The organism is Nocardiopsis sp. B62 (genome assembly GCF_018070675.1).
In the GTDB taxonomy this organism is placed as follows: domain Bacteria; phylum Actinomycetota; class Actinomycetes; order Streptosporangiales; family Streptosporangiaceae; genus Nocardiopsis; species Nocardiopsis prasina.
The window spans coordinates 214,443-229,947 of the sequence record NZ_JAGPXK010000002.1; the positions used below are offsets into that span (position 1 = coordinate 214,443).

Sequence of the window (15,505 nt, forward strand, 5' to 3'; positions counted from 1 at the left end):
GGGCGTGTGTGGCCCCGGAGGAGACGTGACGGATACGCGACGCGGGACCCTGTTCGGGGATGATCTTCCGTACTACGCTGTGCGGGACGGATTGGGACACGAAAACGTGTGTGAACCCCGAACGTTCCCCCCGAATTACCTGGACAGGCGAGCACGCCTGTCAGTTCCTATCCCCCTCATCGATAATCTTGAGCGCTATGAGCAGATCTGCACCCCTGGGAGCGCCGGCCGAGGCGCAGAACGTCCTCGCGATAACACCCTTCAGAAGGCTGTGGATCTCGCTTTCACTCTCCAGCCTGGGTGACTGGCTGAGCCTGCTGGCGTTGGTGTCCCTCGCGGCCATCTTCACCGCGGACGGCTCCCCCCTTGTCCAGTACCTCGCCGTCAGCGGCGTCGTCGCCATCAAACTCGCCCCCGCGGTCCTGCTCAGCCCCCTTGTCGGGGCCGTCGCGGACCGTCTGGACCGGCGGTGGACGATGGTCGGCGGCGACGTCCTGCGGGGCCTCCTCTATGTGTCGATCCCCGTGGTCGGCCTGCTGTCCTCCGGTTTCACGTTGCAGTGGCTGCTGATCGCCAGCCTGCTCGCGGAGATCGTCGCCCTCCTGTGGACCCCGGCACGGGACGCCACCATCCCGACCCTCGTCCCCAAGCGGATGCTCGGTCAGGCCAACAAGCTGACCCTTCTGGCGACCTACGGCGCCGCCCCCGTCGCGGCCCTGCTGTTCGCGGTTCTGGCCTCGGTCAGCAACCTGCTGGGCGCGCTCGTGCCGTCCATGGCCAACCCCGAGGCGGACGTCGCCCTCTACCTGAACGCCCTCACGTTCTTCGTCGCCGCGATCGTCGTCGCGGGGCTGCCGCTGCCCAAGCACGCGGTGTCCAAGGCGTCGCTGAGCCCCAACCGCGACGCGAACGTCCTGCACGCGGTCTTCTCCGGCCGCGCCGCGGTCGGCGGCGGTTCGCTCGTGCGGGGCGTGGTCGTCGGGCTGGCCGTCACGGCCGCCGCTGGCGGTCTGGTGATCGGTGTGGGCCGGGCGCACGTGGAGAACCTCGGCGCGGGCAACGCCGGTTTCGGTGTCCTGGTCGCCGCGCTCTTCCTGGGCCTGGGACTGGGGATCGTCTCCGGTCCGCGCGTCCTCAAGCAGTTCAGCAGGCGCCGCCTGCTCGGGCTGGCCGTCGTCCTGGCGGCCCTGGCCCTGCTCTTCACCGGGGCCATCGGCGACATGGTGCTCTCCGCCGTCCTGGCGCTGGTCCTCGGAACGGGCGCCGGTCTGGCGTGGGTGACCGGAACGTCCCTGGTCGGCGTGGAGGTCGAGGAGGAGCAGCGGGGCGCCGCGTTCGCCCTCCTGCACGGCACGGGCAGGCTGGCCCTGCTCGCGGGCGCCGTCCTGGCCCCGCTGGTCGCCGGTTTCGCCGGGGACCACGTGATCCCGCTCGGCGGCCCGCTCAGCTACGACCTGCACGGCAGCGGTCTGGTCCTGATGGCGGGGGGCCTGCTCGCCGTCGTCGGGGCGATCGTCGCCCACCAGCAGGTCAACCGGGACGACCCGGAGGCCGGGCCCGGTCTGCTCCCCGAACTCTTCGCGGCCCTGCGCGGGATCACGCCCACCGCCGACCAGGAGGAGGACGCACGGATCACCGGCGCCTTCATCGTCCTGGAGGGCGGCGAGGGCGCGGGCAAGTCCACCCAGGTGCGTGAGCTGACGGTGTGGCTGCGCGACCAGGGCTTCGAGGTGGTGGGCACCCGTCAGCCGGGCGCCACCAAGCTCGGCATGCGCCTGCGCGGCATCCTGCTCGACCGCGAGAACTCGCACATCACCAACCGCGCCGAGGTCCTGCTCTACGCGGCCGACAAGGCCGACCACGTGGAGCAGGAGATTCTGCCCGCGCTGCGCCGGGGCGCCGTGGTGATCAGCGACCGCTACGTGGACTCGCTGCTCGCCTACCAGGGCGCCGGGCGCGACCTGGAGGTCGACGAGGTCGGCCGGATCAGCTCGTGGGCCACCCAGGACCTGGTCCCGGACCTGACGGTGCTGCTGGACGTGCGTCCCGAGGACGGGCTGTCGCGGCTGGGCGGGCCGGCCGACCGCATCGAGTCGGAGTCGGTGGAGTTCCACGCGCGGGTCCGCAAGGGCTTCCGTGAGCTGGCCGAGCAGGACCCGGACCGCTACCTGGTGCTCGACGCCCGTGAGCCGCAGGAGAAGATCACCCGGGAGATCCAGCGCCGGATGCGTCCGCTGCTGCCCGACCCGATCGACTCCAGCTCCGAGGCGGTCACGGGCATGATCCCGGTGATCCGTCCCGAGTAGGACCGGTTCGCGAGTGTGGGGCCCCTTCCCTGGTGGGAGGGGCCCCTTCGCTGTCCGGGGCCACCTGGCGCGGGGCGGGTGCCGCCCCGGGACTCAGGTGAACGTGTACCGGGTCTGGCTGAACACGGGTGCCTTGCCGAAGGCGAAGGCCTTCACCGGGGTGACCCGGACGACCAGGACCCCGGAACCGCGCACCGCGTCGGGGAGCCCGAACCAGGTGCCGCCCTCGGCGGTGACGGCGGGACCGTACTTCTCCTCGTAGGCGCTGGCGATCCGGTCCAACGCGGCCGGGTCGTCCACGGGTGCGCCGGTGCCCTCGACGACCACGTCCGGGCCGCCCTCCAGCGCGTTGTCACCCGTGCTCATGGCGCAGTGCGGGTTCGCGGACAGGTTGAGGGCCTTGCGTTCCTCCCTTCCGGTGCAAAAGCACGCGGTGCCGTCCACCCACACGCCCAGCAGGGGGGTCGCGTGGGGGCGGCCGTCGGGGCGCACGGTCGTCACCCAGTACAGGGGTGCCTCGGCCATGACGGCGCTGGTCCGTTCCCAGGGGATCGGTTCGGCGCCGGGGTTGCCGAACTCCGGGCAGGCCTCGACCAGGGGCGCGGGTGCGGGTGCGTTCACGTTGACCACCTTCTTCCTCTCACGAGGACAGACTCGCTGAGCGAGACGAACTCATCGGTGCGCCTCGCCGGTGGGGACGCGCCGGTGCGCCTCGCCGCTGGGGAGGGCCTGTGGAAAACGGTCCCGGTGTCGGCGGGGGCTCCTATTCTGGAACCAGACATTCCATGTGCTCCGGGGGGCAAGCTTGACGGTCTTCGACGACCTCGTCGGCCAGGAGGCGGCGAGCGCGCAGCTGGGGCGTGCCGTGGCGGGCGCGGCCGACCTCCTCGCCGGGGGGCGCGGCGCCGGGATGACCCACGCCTGGCTGTTCACCGGCCCGCCCGGGTCCGGTCGGGAGGAGGCGGCGCGCGCCTTCGCCGCCGCCCTCCAGTGCCGGGCCGGGGGGTGCGGACACTGCGACTCCTGCCACCAGGTGCTGGCCGGAACCCACCCGGACGTGCTGTACGTGCAGCCCAGCGGCCTGAGCTTCGGTGTGGCCGCCACCCGTAACCTCGTGCTCCGTGCCGGGTCCAAGCCCTCCGGCGGGAACTTCCGGATCGTGCTCTTCGAGGACGCCGACCGCGCCACCGAGGCCGCCTCCAACGCGCTCCTCAAGGCCGTGGAGGAACCCTCACCGCGCACGGTCTGGCTGCTGTGCACGCCCACCCCGGACGACCTCCTCATCACCATCCGCTCCCGCTGCCGACTGGTCACCCTGGCCACCCCCGGCACCGGTCAGATCGTGGACGCCCTCGTCCAGCGCGACGGGGTGGACAGGACCGCCGCCGAGGCGGCCGCCAGGGCCGCGGCCGGCAGGGTCGACCGGGCCCGGCAACTGGCCACCGACCCGGAGGCGCGGCGCAGACGGGAGGAGGTCCTGTCCGTCCCAGCCGGACTCGACGGGCTCGGGGCCTGCGTCACCGCGGCCGCGCGCCTGTTCGAGATCGCGGAGGAGGAGTCCAAGGCGCTCACCACGGCCCTGAACGAGAAGGAGAAGGACGAGCTCAAGGCGGCCTTCGGCGAGGGTTCCACCGGCAAGGGCGTGGCCAAGGCCGTCCGTGGCGCGGCGGGGGCGCTCAAGGACCTCGACGAGCGGCAGAAGCGCAGAGCCACCCGGATCAAACGGGACTCCTACGACCGGGCGCTGCTCGACCTGGCCGCCTTCTACCGGGACGTGCTCGCCCTCCAGTTGGGCGCGTCGGTGGAGCTGTCCACGGCCGAGCGCTCCGGGGACCTGGAACGGATCGCCCGTTCCGGCACCCCCGAGTCCACGCTGCGCAGAATCGACGCGATCATGACCTGCCGTGGACGGATCGCGGCCAACGTGCACCCGCAGATCGCCATGGAGGCCATGACCTCCGCGCTCCTGGCGGGATAGGACCCGGGGCGCGGGCGGCCACGGCGAACGGGAGAATGGTCCGGTCACGCGTCGGCGCGGCCGGGCACGGACGGGCGTCGTCCGGAGCCGCGTTCCCACGGGCGTGGCCACGGATTCGAGTGAAGGCGGTTACGGGTGGGCACGAGGTATCGGGGTCCGTTGGCGGCGCTGCTCGCCGGGACTGTGCTGGTCTCCGGCTGCACGAGCGGTGGTGACGAGGACGCGACCGGCGACGACAACGCCGCCCGGGTGGAGGTCACCGAGCAGGAACTGGCCTGGGAGGAGTGCGAGACCGGCCTGCCCGACAGCGAGTGCGCCGTCTTCGAGGTGCCGCTGGACTACGACGAACCCGGCGGCGAACGGATCGAGATCGCCGTGAAGCGGCTCCCCGCCACCGGCGACGAGGTCGTCGGATCGCTGCTGGTCAACCCCGGCGGTCCCGGCGGCTCCGGTCACGACTTCGTGGACCACGCCCCCTACACCGTCAGCGAGCCGGTCCGCGAGAGCTTTGACGTGGTCGGGTTCGACCCGCGCGGCGTGGGCCGCAGCACCCCGCTCACCTGCCTGGACGCCGAGGGGATCGACGCGTTCCTGGGCACGGATTACGGCGACGGCGAGGGGGCGGACGACCTCGCCGATCTCGGCCCCGAGGGACTGGCCGAGATCGAGGCCAACAGCCGGGCGTTCGTCGAGGCCTGTGAGGAGAACGACCCCGAGCTCATGCGCAACATCGGCACCGCCGACGTGGCCCGCGACATGGACGTGCTGCGCGGCCTGCTCGGGGACGAGGAACTCACCTACCTCGGCGCCTCCTACGGGACCCACATCGGTGCGCAGTACGCCGAGCAGTTCCCGGATCGGGTGCGGGCACTCGTGCTCGACGGCGCGGTCGACCCGAGCCAGGACCAGCTGAGTGTGAGCGTGGAGCAGGCCACCGGGTTCGAGACGGCGCTGCGCTCCTTCGTCGAGGACTGCCTCACCAGACCCGACTGCCCGTTGGGCGCCCGGGGAAGCGGCGTCGACGAGGGCATCGCCGCGCTGGACACCTTCCTGGAGGGCGCCGCGGACCAGCCCCTGACCAACTCCACGGGCGACGGCCGTGAGGTCAACCGTGCCCGCGCCGAACTCGGCGTGCTCGCCGCCCTGTACACGGAGAACTGGTGGCCGCGCGTGCGCGAGGCGCTCACCGACGCGATGGAGGAGGGCGACGGCACCGGCCTGCTGCTGCTCGGTGACGACCTCTACGGGCGCGGCGACCTGGCCGAGTACGAGAACTCCACCGCCGCCCTCACCGCGGTGAACTGCTCGGACTCGGTCGCCCCACGGGAGGTGGAGGCCTACGCGGAGGCGGCGGCCGAAGCGGCCGAGGAATCGCCGATGTTCGGCCCGATGCTGGCCTGGGGTGCGCTGACCTGCGCGTTCTGGCCGGAAGAGGCGGTCGCTCCGCTCGGGGAGCTCAACGCCGTCGGCGCCGACCCGATCATGGTGGTGGGCACCACACGTGACTCCGCGACCCCCTACGCCTGGTCCGAGGCGCTCGCCGCCCAACTGGAGTCGGGCTTCCTGGTGACCCGCGACGGCGACGGCCACACCGGTTACCGGATGGGTGACGCCTGCGTGGACACGGTCGTCGACGAGTACCTGCTGGAGCTGACCGTGCCCGAGGACGGGCTGGTCTGCGCCAGCCACCTCGAGGCCGGATAGCAGGGGCCGGTTCGCGCCACTCGGCGGAGGCGCTAGACTGGCTTCTGCTTCGCCACGCGCACCGCGTGGCGATGTGCCGCCTTAGCTCAGTCGGCAGAGCGATTCACTCGTAATGAATAGGTCATCGGTTCGATTCCGATAGGCGGCTCCAGCCAGAACGCCACCCCACACCGGGGTGGCGTTTCGCGTTGGAGGCCAACCGGTTGGCCAAAAGGGTCCAGGGGCCTACTCGGCGAACAGGCCGCCCATGACGTCGCCCCCTCCGCGATCACCGGACGCAGCTCCCTCCGGTGGACCCGTGATGTCGCGCGCTACGTTCGTCCGCCCCTGTATGCAGGCAGACCCTCGACGTCCACCGCCCGGGTCCACAGCCAGCCCCCGCGTGCCCCGTCCCCTCGTTGGGCTCGGTGACCTCGGAACGTACGGAGGACGCGGTCGTGGCCGAGGAGGGGTCGGTCTGGAGGCCGACGTGACCAGGGACGGCCGCCGTGTCGGGCTGGTGTCGCCGCGCCACGACCCTTGGAATCTTTGCGATCCGGGAGGCCGGAACGTGCTCACGGGCGCACGCGCCCGTCCGGACGCCGTGGTCGAGACCTGCGACGTGACCCTTCAGGAGAACGGCGGCGGGGGGCCGGGAGTACGTTCCCTCACCGAAGAGGTGACCCGGGAGTACGTCCGATCGGGCGGGGTCGGCTGAGCTGGGGTTCGGGGGTTTCTGACCGACCCTGGCCACAGGTCTGTGCGTCGTCCCGGGTTCCCGGCCTCCCAGGTGGATACGGTACCTATCGCAGACCCTCCGGCGCGGCGCCGGGGCCGATACCCCCATGGGAGTCGATGGATGATCACGGTCCGCGTCTCGAAGACAGATCCCGCCGCCACTTCCTCACTCGGGAAGGCGGTCCGGGAACACCGTTACGCCGGGGCGGACCTGCACCTGCGCGTCGCACCGGGTGAGTACGTGGAGCCGTTGGTGATCGGCGTGCGGGGACGGGTGGTCGTGACACCCGAGGAGGGTGCCGGGACCGTGACGGTGGTCGCCACCGGCGAGACCAACGTGTTCAACGTGCACGAGGGCGGCAGCCTGGAGCTCCACGGGATCTCCGTGCGGAGCACCTCGGAGGAGTACCCGCCGCTGTACGTGCAAAAGGACGCCCGGCTCAAGGCGGTGGACTGCGTCTTCACCGCGCCACGGCGGGTCAACGTGGTGGGCGCCCGCGCGGAGGTCGTCGGCTGCCGGTTCGAGGACAGCGGGCTGCTCTGGGACGGCAGTGAGGGCAGTGTCAGCGAGTGCTACTTCGCCGGGGCGGTGATCGCCGTCCAGGGCAGGTGCAGCCCGAAGATCAGCGGGACGGTCTTCACGGGCGCCCACGACGACTGGCACACCCTGTACGTGGCCAACGCGTCCCCGGAGTTCACCGACTGCGCGCTGGTCGACGGCGGCGGGGTGTACGTGCGGGACCGGGCGCGGGCGGAGTTCACCGACCTCCGGGTCACGGGCTCCTACGACTGGCCGGTGCGGGTCTACGAGCGCTCCAGGGCCACCTTCACCCGCATGGTGGTGGAGGGCGCCCGCAAGGAGGACACCGACGCGTTCTTCGTCCACGGCGACTCCGAGGCCACCCTGAACGACTGCGAGATCACCGACGCCACCCGGACCGGGGTGGCGATCGAGGGCGGCAAACTCACCGTCGAGGGGCTGACGGTGGACGGCACCGCCACGGACGCGGTACTCGTGGACGGCGGCCAGGCCGACGTCACCGACCTGCGGTGCACCCGGATCGGCAAGGCCGCCCTGCTCATCGCGGACGGCGCCCGGGTCACCGTCTCCGGGATGTCCGTCGCGGAGAGCGGAGTGGAGGAGCGCGGCGCCATCGCCTCGGTCCGCTCCCGGTTCGAGGTGAGCGACCTCAGGGTCAGCCGCTGGCACGGACCGATGGCGATCGTGGTGGGCGGCCGTGGCTACTTCGAGGACATCGTCGGCCACGACGTGGGCTCGGGCATCCACAGCCGTGAGGACGCCACCCTGACGGTGCGCGGCATGGTGCTGCGGGACGCCCGCGAGGACGGGCTCAACATCCTCGACGGCACCGAGGTGCAGCTCCACCAGGCCGACCTCTCCGACTGCGGTGAGGACGCCGTCTACGTCCAGGGCGGGCACGTCACGGTGCGCTCCTCCACTCTGTCCGGCAGCGGGGAGCGCGGGATCCGGGTGGGGGAGGGCGGCGTGGCCGCCCTGGAGGACACCTCCATCCGGGACGGGCGCGGGGACGGGGTCATGGTGGAGGAGGGCGGCCGGGTTCGGTTGGTGCGGTGCACCGTGACCGGCAACGACGAGGAGGGCCTGTGGGCCGCCGACAGCTCGTCGGTGTACCTGGAGGAGACCACCTTCAGCGGCAACCGGGGCGGGGACGCCAACCAGGGCGGGAACGGCGACCGGGCGGCCGCCCGGGTCGCGGGGACGGGGGCGGCCCGTCCCGACGAGGGCGGGACGGCGGCGCAGGAGTCCGGTGACGCGACCGTGCGGGACCGGGCCCGCCCGCTGGAGACCCTGCTGGCCGAACTGGAGGGGTTGGTGGGGCTGGACCGTGTGAAGAAGGAGGTCCGCGCCCTCGTCAACATCCAGACGGTGAGCGCCAAGCGTATGGAGGCGGGGTTCCCGCCGCTCAACGTCAGCCGCCACCTGGTGCTCTCCGGGCCCTCCGGGTCGGGCAGGGCGACCGTGGCCCGACTCTACGGGGAGATCCTGCGCTCGCTCGGCCTGCTCAGCCAGGGACAGTTCGTGACGGCCTCACGGGACGACCTGGTGGCCGACCGCGGGGTCGGCAGCGCCCAGAGGACGGCGGACCTGGTGGAGCGGGCCCGGGGCGGCGTGCTGTTCGTGGCGGAGGCGTACGCGCTGTCCCGGGGCGACGGTTCGGGGCAGGAGGCGGTCGACACCCTGTCCGGGCTCATGGAGGAGCTCCGCGACGAGGTGGTGGTGGTTCTGTCCGGGCCCACCAACGGGATGCGGGCGCTCCTGGACGCGAACCCGGAGCTGCGCGCGCGGGTGGCGCGCACCGTGGAGTTCGAGGGCTACTCCCCGGAGCAGCTCGGCGGGATCTTCGAGGGCATGGCCGAGGAACGCGGCTACACCCTGGGTGAGGGGGCGCGCGACCTCCTGCTCCGGCACTTCCGGGGGCGGATCGCGGAGGGTTCCTTCGGTCACGGCCGGGAGGCGCGAGCCGTGTTCGAGGAGGTGCTCCGGGTCCAGGCCGAACGCATCACGGCGGGTGGGTACCAGACCGTCGCGGACCTCACCCGGATCCGGACCGACGACCTCGGGGGTGTGGTGGCCGAGGGCCGGGCCACGGCCACCGAGGCGGTGGACGGGGTCCGGGTGAACGCCCTGCTGGCGAGCCTGGACGGCATGGTGGGGCTCGGAGAGGTCAAGCGCCAGGTGAAGGGGCTGACAGACCTCCTGTGCCGGGCCCGTTCGGAGGGCGACCGGCCCCCGGCCGCCCGGCACCTGGTGTTCCTGGGGCCGCCGGGAACCGGGAAGGGCACGGTGGCGCGGCTCTACGGGGAGCTGCTGGCGGCCGTGGGGGTCCTGCCCCGTGGGCACGTGGTGGAGGCCTCGCCGGGGAGCCTGGTGGGGCCGCCGGGACAGCGGGGACCCGGGAGGGTCGCGCTGCGCACTCGCGAACTGTTCGAGCGGGCGCGCGGGGGCCTGCTGCTCCTGTCCGACGCCGAGGTGCTGAACAGGGACTTCACCGGAGGTCGCGGGGTCGGACAGGAGGTGGTCGACACCCTGCTGCGGCTCATGGAGGAGCACCGGGACGAGGTCGTGGTGGTCGTGTCCGGCCGGGCCCGGGAGACGACCGGGTTCCTCGCGGACCACCCCGGCCTGGCGGCGCGGCTCTCGCGGACCCTGGAGTTCTCCTCCTACGACAGGGAGGAGCTGGCGGCCATCTTCGTCGGGATGGCGGAGCGGGCCGACCTCCTGGTGCCGGAGGCGACCCGGCGTGCGCTGTCGGAGCTGCTGGGGGTGGACTCCCGGGGCCTGGCCGAGGGCGGCGGGCACCGGGTGCGCGCGCTGTTCGAGGCCGGTCTGACCAGGCAGGCGAGGCGGATCGAGGCGGCGGCGCTGTCGGGGGAGAGCCCCGACGTGGACCAGCTCCGGACCCTGCTGCCGGAGGACCTTCCCGACGGGGGACCCGACTTGGGGGAATGATTACTCAGCGTGTGGGGGTGATGCGCCTGCTGTGTCCGAAGTATGGGTAAGTGGGCGTTATGAGTCTGATGTTCATGCTGTTCGCCCTGATGGGTGCCGTGGTCGTCCTCGGCGGTGGCTCCTACGCCCTGCGCCGCGTCCTCGCCCACATGGACCCGCCCATGACGGTGGCGGAGCCCGAACCGCCCCCGAGGGTCGGGCCCGACCCGCACGTGGGCGGGTACGTCCCGGTCCAGGGCCACCCCGACGAACTGCCCGCCGAACTCCGCGCGCGGGTGCGCAACCTGGTCGCGCTGGGTCACACCGACGACGCGGTCCGGATGGTGCGGACCCGCCTCGGCGCTGACGAGGTGCGTGCGCGCGGGGTCGTGCGACGCCTGGGCGGCGAGGAACGGCCCGCGCTCGAACCCTGAACCGGGCGGGCCTCAGACCCTCCGGCGGTTCTGGAGCCAGCCCCACACGGCGGTCGCGACGAACAGCAGACCGCCGATCACCGCCAGCCAGAACAGTCCCCTGATCACCACTCCGAGGATGGCGAGGATCAGCCAGACGGCGAGCAGGACGAGGACGAGGTAGAGCATGTGGACCCCCGGGTAGTCAGCGTTTTCGGTGACCTACCCCGAGGCCCGACCTCCAAAGCCGCGCCGCACCTCAGGGCCAGGTGCCGTCGATCACGGTTCCGTGGTCGGGCTTCTCCCGGTCCAGCCACTCCTGCCGCCTGCGGGCGAACTCCAGGGCCCACTCCACCTGGCGCCGGTGCAGCTCCGGCAGGGTCAGCGCGGCGGTCTCGGCGTGGCGGGCCCCGATCTCCCATGCCAGGGCCAGCGCGGCCCGGGCGTCGCCCCCGGCGGTGTGCGCGTCGGTCAGCGGGACCCCGTAGTACGCGCACAGGTCGCCCAGGGTGCGCCTGCCACGCCGGAAGGGCTCCACGGCGCGGTCGATCACCAGCGGGTCCACGATCGGCTCCGGCGGGCGGCCGAGAGCCTCGGCGAGCGGACCCAGACCGTGCCTGCGGTGCTCGGCGTCGACCAGGGTGAGGTCGAAGGGCGCGTTGAACACGACCAGCCCCCCGCCCCGGCCCAGGTGTCCGGCGAGCGCCTCGGCGATCTCCCTCAGGCACTCCACGGCGGGACGGCCCTCGGCGCGCGCCCGCTCGGTGCTGATGCCGTGGACGGCCACCGCTCCGGCGGGGATCTCCTTCTCACCGGGATCGACCAGCCACGTGCGTCGGTGGCCGTCGCCGTCGATCAGGGCGGCCGATACCAGGAAGGCGGTGGCCGGGTCCGGCGACGAGGTCTCGGTGTCGAACCCGAGCAGGTCGAGGGTGTGCCAGCCGGGGTGCTCGCCGCGCGGTGGCGGGACCGGGCGCGGTTCGTGCCCGACACAGTAGGTGCGCCAGCGGGCATCCACCCTGAGGAGGGAGCCCTCCCCGGTCGCCACCAGGACCGAACAGGTGGAACAGGTGCCGGGGTAGCGGTTGCGCATGGGGTCCCTCTCCGACCGGGCGGTCTCCCGGTGCCTGCCTCGGCGTCACCGCCGTGAACAGCGGCGATTCGGAACCATCGTAGGCGCGGAGGAGGACGTCCCAGGCTGTGGGGTGACGGGGCCCATGTGGCGAGTGTGTGCGGGTGCCCAATTTTGGGGAAGGGAAGGAGCATGAGTCTGGAAGAGGCATCACGTCAGCTGGAAGCGACCATCCACGACGCGCGGGTCGCGTTCGACTGCATCCTGCTGGAGGAACTGGACCGGGCGCACACCAACGCGATCACCGCCAGGGCCGCCGTGGACGCGGCCGAGCAGGCCATCCGGGTGGAACTGGAGAGGCGCACGGCCGAGAAGAAGGAAAAGGAAGAGGCCGACACCCCCGAATGATCGGAGGGCTCCGCGATCCCGGGGCCGTGGACATCGAACATACTTTCGAACAGCGGGTATGCTGTGTGGTATGCCCGATCAGTCCCTGACATCGGACTGGCCCGCGAGTGTGCACCCACCCGGGTCGGACTCCTTCGAGCAGACGGCCCTGGAGTGGCTGTTCGACCACGTGCCCGCCGACTACCGGCTGCACGGGGTTCTGCGACGTCATCCCGTGGCCCTCTCCCGGTTGGCGCGCCAGTACGTCTCCGCGACGCTGGACGCGGCCCGGGAGGGGTACCGCACGGCCCGCGTGGACCTACGCGGCCAACTCCCTCCGCACGCGCTCGACCAGGTGATGAACGCCTACCTCGCCGAGGGGCGGCGCACCGCCGAGGTCCTGCGCGCGGTCGAGGCCGTGGATGGCGCCCTGCGCGCCGCGGCCCCGGGTCGGGGCCGCGATGAGTGAACCTCCGAGGCACGGCACCCCCGGACGGTCCGGAGCGCGTCCCGCGGACACGCGGACCACCTCGGGCCCAGGGTCCCCGTCGCCGCCGGAGGCGGCGGTCTGCGCCCCCGCGCCATCCGGACCAACCCCGGACGTCCGGTCGATCCCGAAGCCGGTGTCACCGAGGCCGGGACGGGCACTCCCGCCGACATCGGGGGAGGGGGAGGACCCACCACACGCCACCGTCCCGGTGCGCCGATCGGGAGGGTCAGACGCTCACCCGGACCAGGACGGCGACCTCGTCGCCGGTGTTCACCAGGTGGTGGTGGCCCTGGGAGGAGCTCCCGGCGCCGCCCACCACGCGGGTGCGGCCGGTGGCCAACTCCGCGGCCGAACGCATCTGGCCGTCGGCGCCGGACGTGATCAGGTGCGCCCTCCCGCTGACCAGGTGCAGAACCTCCATGCCGTGCGAGCGGTCCGGGCGCCGGGCCGGACCGGGCACGAAGCTGTTCGGTTCCAGGGCCACGGTGGTCACCCGGAACCGGCCGCCCACGTGGCGGCGGGCGCTGCGCGGCGCGGGCTGCCAGTGGCCCCTGCGGGTCGGCCACAGGGTCGGGCGGCGCAGCGACTCGGCGGCGCCACGCGCGGCGGCGACCAACTGGCCCACGGTGGGCAGACGGCGTTCCGCCAGGTGCGAGTAGCCGGAGGCGCGTCCGGCGTCGACCACGTCGCCGATCCCGTCGAGGGAGACCGACGCGGCGCGCGGACGGGGAGCGGGCTCGGTGGTTCCGGGACGGGCGGCGCTCGTGGCCAGGGCCTGCTGGGACATCGTGGGAAGATCCTTCACGTGTACGCGGCCGGGTTCGGTGACCGGAGCCGCGAGGGTGTCGTCAATGGGCCCCGGACGGTGCGGGGCGGCAGGGGCGGCCACACCGAACGCACGTTCGGAGAGGACAATCACCCTGGTGGAGTTCGCTCGCGGGCCAGTCACACCGGATGGTGGAGGCCGCTCGCGGACTGGTCGGGCGGGGTCGGTCGACTCAGACCCCTCGGCAACGACTCAGCGACGACAACACGGACACGCCGCACGGGCCAGGTGGCAGGAGACCCAGGGGGTCGTACGAGCCGTGGCGTCGGTGCGGGTGCGCGGATACATGAAGGTAAGGAGACCAGCAAAGTCGGTGGCGCGTCAAGCGAACGCCGGGAATCGTGCGTGTCGGACCACTTACCGGTCTGCCCGGAACGTGTTGCGGGCGGCGTCCCGTGGTGGTGACATGTGGAACCCGAGAACACGGCGCGTCCGTCGAACCGGAGACCATCCCCCAGTACAGCCGTAGCGACAGGAGTGGCCGTGCAGCCGTCCGTCCCCAGAGGGCAGCCTTGACCCCGGAGGCACCGGGCCTGTGGGCGCGTGTACTGGTGCGCGCCCTCGTGGTGGTCGCCGCCGGTGTGATGGCGCTCGGCTTCCTGGGCCCCGGAGCGGCACTGCTGGTCGCCTTCCTGACCGCCCTCACCCACGTGCTGCTGTGGGCCCGTTCCCGTTACGCGGGCTTCCTGTTCGTCGATCCGGGGGAGGAACCTCCCGGTGATCGGGACGACCCCCCGGAACCGCCCCGGGGGACCTCGGACTGAGGTCACACTCGCCCCTCGGGAAGGCCCGCCGAGCAGGTCGGAGCCGGTCCGGGTGTGCGACGGTACGGTCGCGACACCGGCGAGCCGTGGGTCACCGCGCCGCGCGCGGCGTAGATTCTAGGTCTATGACGGACCGGGATCTTCTGCACGCCCTGCGCTTCGACCGGGGCGACACGGCGGACGCCTACGCGAGACTCCTCGACGCCTACGGAGACGAGCTGTACCGGCGTTGCATCCTGGTCCTTCGCGACCGGGACGCCGCGCACGTCGTCCTCAGGGACACCCTGATCGTCGCCCGCGCACACATCGGACGCCTGCCGAACGTCGAGCGGTTCAGGGAGTGGCTGCACGCCCTGACGGAGGCCGAGTGCTCCCGCTACCTGGGAAGCCACCAGGCGCACCGGGCCTGGGACGCCCACCCCCTGGCCCTGCCCGCGAGGGCGGACCTGGTCCGGGCGCGGGTCCTCAACGGCATCGGCAGACCGGAACTGGCCGGGTACCGCACACACGTCGCCGCCCGGGCCGACCGCTTCGACCGCGACGGCTTCCCGTTGCCTCCCGGCCACGGGCCCCTCGCGGACGGGCCGCTGCCCCAGTTGTCCTTCGTCATCGCCCTGCTGTGCGCGCTGCTGGTGCTCGTCCTGGCCGGGTACGCGCTGACCCGCGACCCCGGCCGTGAACTGGGCACGGGCGAACCCCAGATCGCCGGGGCCTCCTGACCCCGGGCACGGCGAAGGCCCGGCGGGAAACCCCGACCGGGCCTGGCGCCGACACCGGCAACCCCGGTTACTGGTCCTCGTTGGTGATGTGCGAGGAGTCGCCGTGCGCACCGGCTTCCTCCGCGCGCTTCACCGAAGCGATGATCTCCTGCTCGGCCTCGTGGCGGCCGACCCAGCTGGCGCCCTCGACGGACTTGCCGGGCTCCAGGTCCTTGTAAACGGTGAAGAAGTGCTCGATCTCGAGGCGCTCGAACTCGTTCACGTGGTGAATGTCACGCAGGTGCTCCTGGCGCGGGTCCGTCGCCGGAACGCACAGCAGCTTGTCGTCGCCGCCCGCCTCGTCGCGCATCCGGAACATGCCGATCGCGCGCGCACGGATCAGGCAGCCCGGGAACGTCGGGGCCTTGAGCAGGACAAGGGCGTCCAGGGGGTCGCCGTCCTCGCCGAGCGTCCCCTCGACGAAGCCGTAGTCGGCGGGGTAGGTGGTGGAGGTGAACAGCATGCGGTCGAGACGGATACGACCGGTCTCGTGGTCCACCTCGTACTTGTTGCGCTCCCCCTTGGGGATCTCGATCGTAACGTCGAATTCCATGCTGATCTCGGCTCCCAATGCGACTAATGTCGCCGTATAACTACAACGTCAGGCCGCGACACCGA

At 72.2% G+C, this 15,505-nt stretch carries 15 protein-coding genes and 1 tRNA gene; 11 read left to right on the forward strand and 5 right to left on the reverse strand.

Annotated elements, in window-relative coordinates; translation table 11 throughout:
• Positions 1–197 precede the first annotated feature (197 nt).
• A complete protein-coding gene (gene tmk, locus KBX21_RS03045; RefSeq protein ID WP_049570910.1) occupies positions 198–2,306 on the forward strand; it encodes a dTMP kinase in 2,109 nt (702 codons plus the stop codon).
• A 93-nt stretch (positions 2,307–2,399) separates the two neighbouring features.
• Here tmk and KBX21_RS03050 read toward each other — a convergent pair whose 3' ends face one another.
• Positions 2,400–2,927 carry a pyridoxamine 5'-phosphate oxidase family protein gene (locus tag KBX21_RS03050; protein ID WP_307869139.1) on the reverse strand — a complete coding sequence of 176 codons (528 nt, stop codon included), beginning with the start codon at positions 2,925–2,927 and terminating at the stop codon, positions 2,400–2,402.
• Positions 2,928–3,111: 184 nt separating this feature from the next.
• Between KBX21_RS03050 and KBX21_RS03055 the strand changes: the two genes are divergently transcribed.
• The 6 genes from KBX21_RS03055 to KBX21_RS03080 all read left to right on the forward strand — a co-directional run bounded on the left by KBX21_RS03055 (position 3,112) and on the right by KBX21_RS03080 (position 10,611).
• The gene (locus KBX21_RS03055) at positions 3,112–4,284 is read left to right on the forward strand and encodes a DNA polymerase III subunit delta' (protein ID WP_049570907.1); all 1,173 of its coding nucleotides are present in this window, start codon (positions 3,112–3,114) and stop codon (positions 4,282–4,284) included.
• 159 nt (positions 4,285–4,443) lie between these two features.
• Positions 4,444–5,988 carry an alpha/beta hydrolase gene (locus tag KBX21_RS03060; RefSeq protein WP_210841026.1) on the forward strand — a complete coding sequence of 515 codons (1,545 nt, stop codon included), beginning with the start codon at positions 4,444–4,446 and terminating at the stop codon, positions 5,986–5,988.
• 75 nt (positions 5,989–6,063) lie between these two features.
• Positions 6,064–6,139 (forward strand) — tRNA-Thr (locus KBX21_RS03065).
• A 399-nt stretch (positions 6,140–6,538) separates the two neighbouring features.
• Positions 6,539–6,685 (forward strand): hypothetical protein, encoded by a 147-nt coding sequence (locus KBX21_RS03070; protein WP_156208057.1) that lies wholly within the window; start codon positions 6,539–6,541, stop codon positions 6,683–6,685.
• 141 nt (positions 6,686–6,826) lie between these two features.
• Positions 6,827–10,198 (forward strand): right-handed parallel beta-helix repeat-containing protein, encoded by a 3,372-nt coding sequence (locus tag KBX21_RS03075; RefSeq protein ID WP_210840947.1) that lies wholly within the window; start codon positions 6,827–6,829, stop codon positions 10,196–10,198.
• Between the two features lie 59 nt (positions 10,199–10,257).
• The gene (locus tag KBX21_RS03080; protein ID WP_049570898.1) at positions 10,258–10,611 is read left to right on the forward strand and encodes a hypothetical protein; all 354 of its coding nucleotides are present in this window, start codon (positions 10,258–10,260) and stop codon (positions 10,609–10,611) included.
• A 12-nt stretch (positions 10,612–10,623) separates the two neighbouring features.
• Here the strand turns inward: KBX21_RS03080 and KBX21_RS03085 are convergent, their stop codons facing one another.
• Both KBX21_RS03085 and KBX21_RS03090 read right to left on the reverse strand, forming a co-directional pair.
• Positions 10,624–10,779, reverse strand: a complete 156-nt coding sequence (locus KBX21_RS03085; RefSeq protein ID WP_017542887.1) for a hypothetical protein — start codon at positions 10,777–10,779, stop codon at positions 10,624–10,626.
• Between the two features lie 70 nt (positions 10,780–10,849).
• Positions 10,850–11,683: an exonuclease domain-containing protein gene (locus tag KBX21_RS03090; protein ID WP_210840948.1), complete on the reverse strand. Its 834-nt coding sequence runs from the start codon at positions 11,681–11,683 to the stop codon at positions 10,850–10,852.
• 171 nt (positions 11,684–11,854) lie between these two features.
• On the opposite strand from KBX21_RS03090, the gene KBX21_RS03095 reads away from it, so the two are divergent.
• On the forward strand, positions 11,855–12,070 hold the full coding sequence (locus KBX21_RS03095) for a hypothetical protein (RefSeq protein ID WP_049570891.1): 216 nt from the start codon (positions 11,855–11,857) through the stop codon (positions 12,068–12,070).
• A 58-nt stretch (positions 12,071–12,128) separates the two neighbouring features.
• Positions 12,129–12,518 carry a hypothetical protein gene (locus tag KBX21_RS03100; RefSeq protein WP_199776539.1) on the forward strand — a complete coding sequence of 130 codons (390 nt, stop codon included), beginning with the start codon at positions 12,129–12,131 and terminating at the stop codon, positions 12,516–12,518.
• Positions 12,519–12,765: 247 nt separating this feature from the next.
• Here KBX21_RS03100 and KBX21_RS03105 read toward each other — a convergent pair whose 3' ends face one another.
• Positions 12,766–13,326, reverse strand: coding sequence for a hypothetical protein (locus KBX21_RS03105; RefSeq protein WP_049570886.1), 561 nt, complete (start codon positions 13,324–13,326; stop codon positions 12,766–12,768).
• A gap of 551 nt (positions 13,327–13,877) precedes the next feature.
• On the opposite strand from KBX21_RS03105, the gene KBX21_RS03110 reads away from it, so the two are divergent.
• Positions 13,878–14,129, forward strand: coding sequence for a hypothetical protein (locus KBX21_RS03110; protein WP_049570882.1), 252 nt, complete (start codon positions 13,878–13,880; stop codon positions 14,127–14,129).
• A gap of 125 nt (positions 14,130–14,254) precedes the next feature.
• Positions 14,255–14,848, forward strand: coding sequence for an RNA polymerase sigma factor (locus KBX21_RS03115; protein WP_210840949.1), 594 nt, complete (start codon positions 14,255–14,257; stop codon positions 14,846–14,848).
• A gap of 67 nt (positions 14,849–14,915) precedes the next feature.
• Here the strand turns inward: KBX21_RS03115 and KBX21_RS03120 are convergent, their stop codons facing one another.
• Positions 14,916–15,440, reverse strand: a complete 525-nt coding sequence (locus KBX21_RS03120) for an inorganic diphosphatase (RefSeq protein WP_017542894.1) — start codon at positions 15,438–15,440, stop codon at positions 14,916–14,918.
• Positions 15,441–15,505: the final 65 nt, after the last annotated feature.

Coding starts and splice junctions, on each gene's coding strand:
- tmk (WP_049570910.1), top strand. CDS start 198: ATGAGCAGATCTGCACCCCTGGGAGCGCCGGCCGAGGCGCAGAACGTC.
- KBX21_RS03075 (WP_210840947.1), top strand. CDS start 6,827: ATGATCACGGTCCGCGTCTCGAAGACAGATCCCGCCGCCACTTCCTCA.
- KBX21_RS03080 (WP_049570898.1), top strand. CDS start 10,258: ATGAGTCTGATGTTCATGCTGTTCGCCCTGATGGGTGCCGTGGTCGTC.
- KBX21_RS03085 (WP_017542887.1), bottom strand. CDS start 10,779: ATGCTCTACCTCGTCCTCGTCCTGCTCGCCGTCTGGCTGATCCTCGCC.
- KBX21_RS03090 (WP_210840948.1), bottom strand. CDS start 11,683: ATGCGCAACCGCTACCCCGGCACCTGTTCCACCTGTTCGGTCCTGGTG.
- KBX21_RS03095 (WP_049570891.1), top strand. CDS start 11,855: ATGAGTCTGGAAGAGGCATCACGTCAGCTGGAAGCGACCATCCACGAC.
- KBX21_RS03100 (WP_199776539.1), top strand. CDS start 12,129: ATGCTGTGTGGTATGCCCGATCAGTCCCTGACATCGGACTGGCCCGCG.
- KBX21_RS03105 (WP_049570886.1), bottom strand. CDS start 13,326: ATGTCCCAGCAGGCCCTGGCCACGAGCGCCGCCCGTCCCGGAACCACC.
- KBX21_RS03115 (WP_210840949.1), top strand. CDS start 14,255: ATGACGGACCGGGATCTTCTGCACGCCCTGCGCTTCGACCGGGGCGAC.
- KBX21_RS03120 (WP_017542894.1), bottom strand. CDS start 15,440: ATGGAATTCGACGTTACGATCGAGATCCCCAAGGGGGAGCGCAACAAG.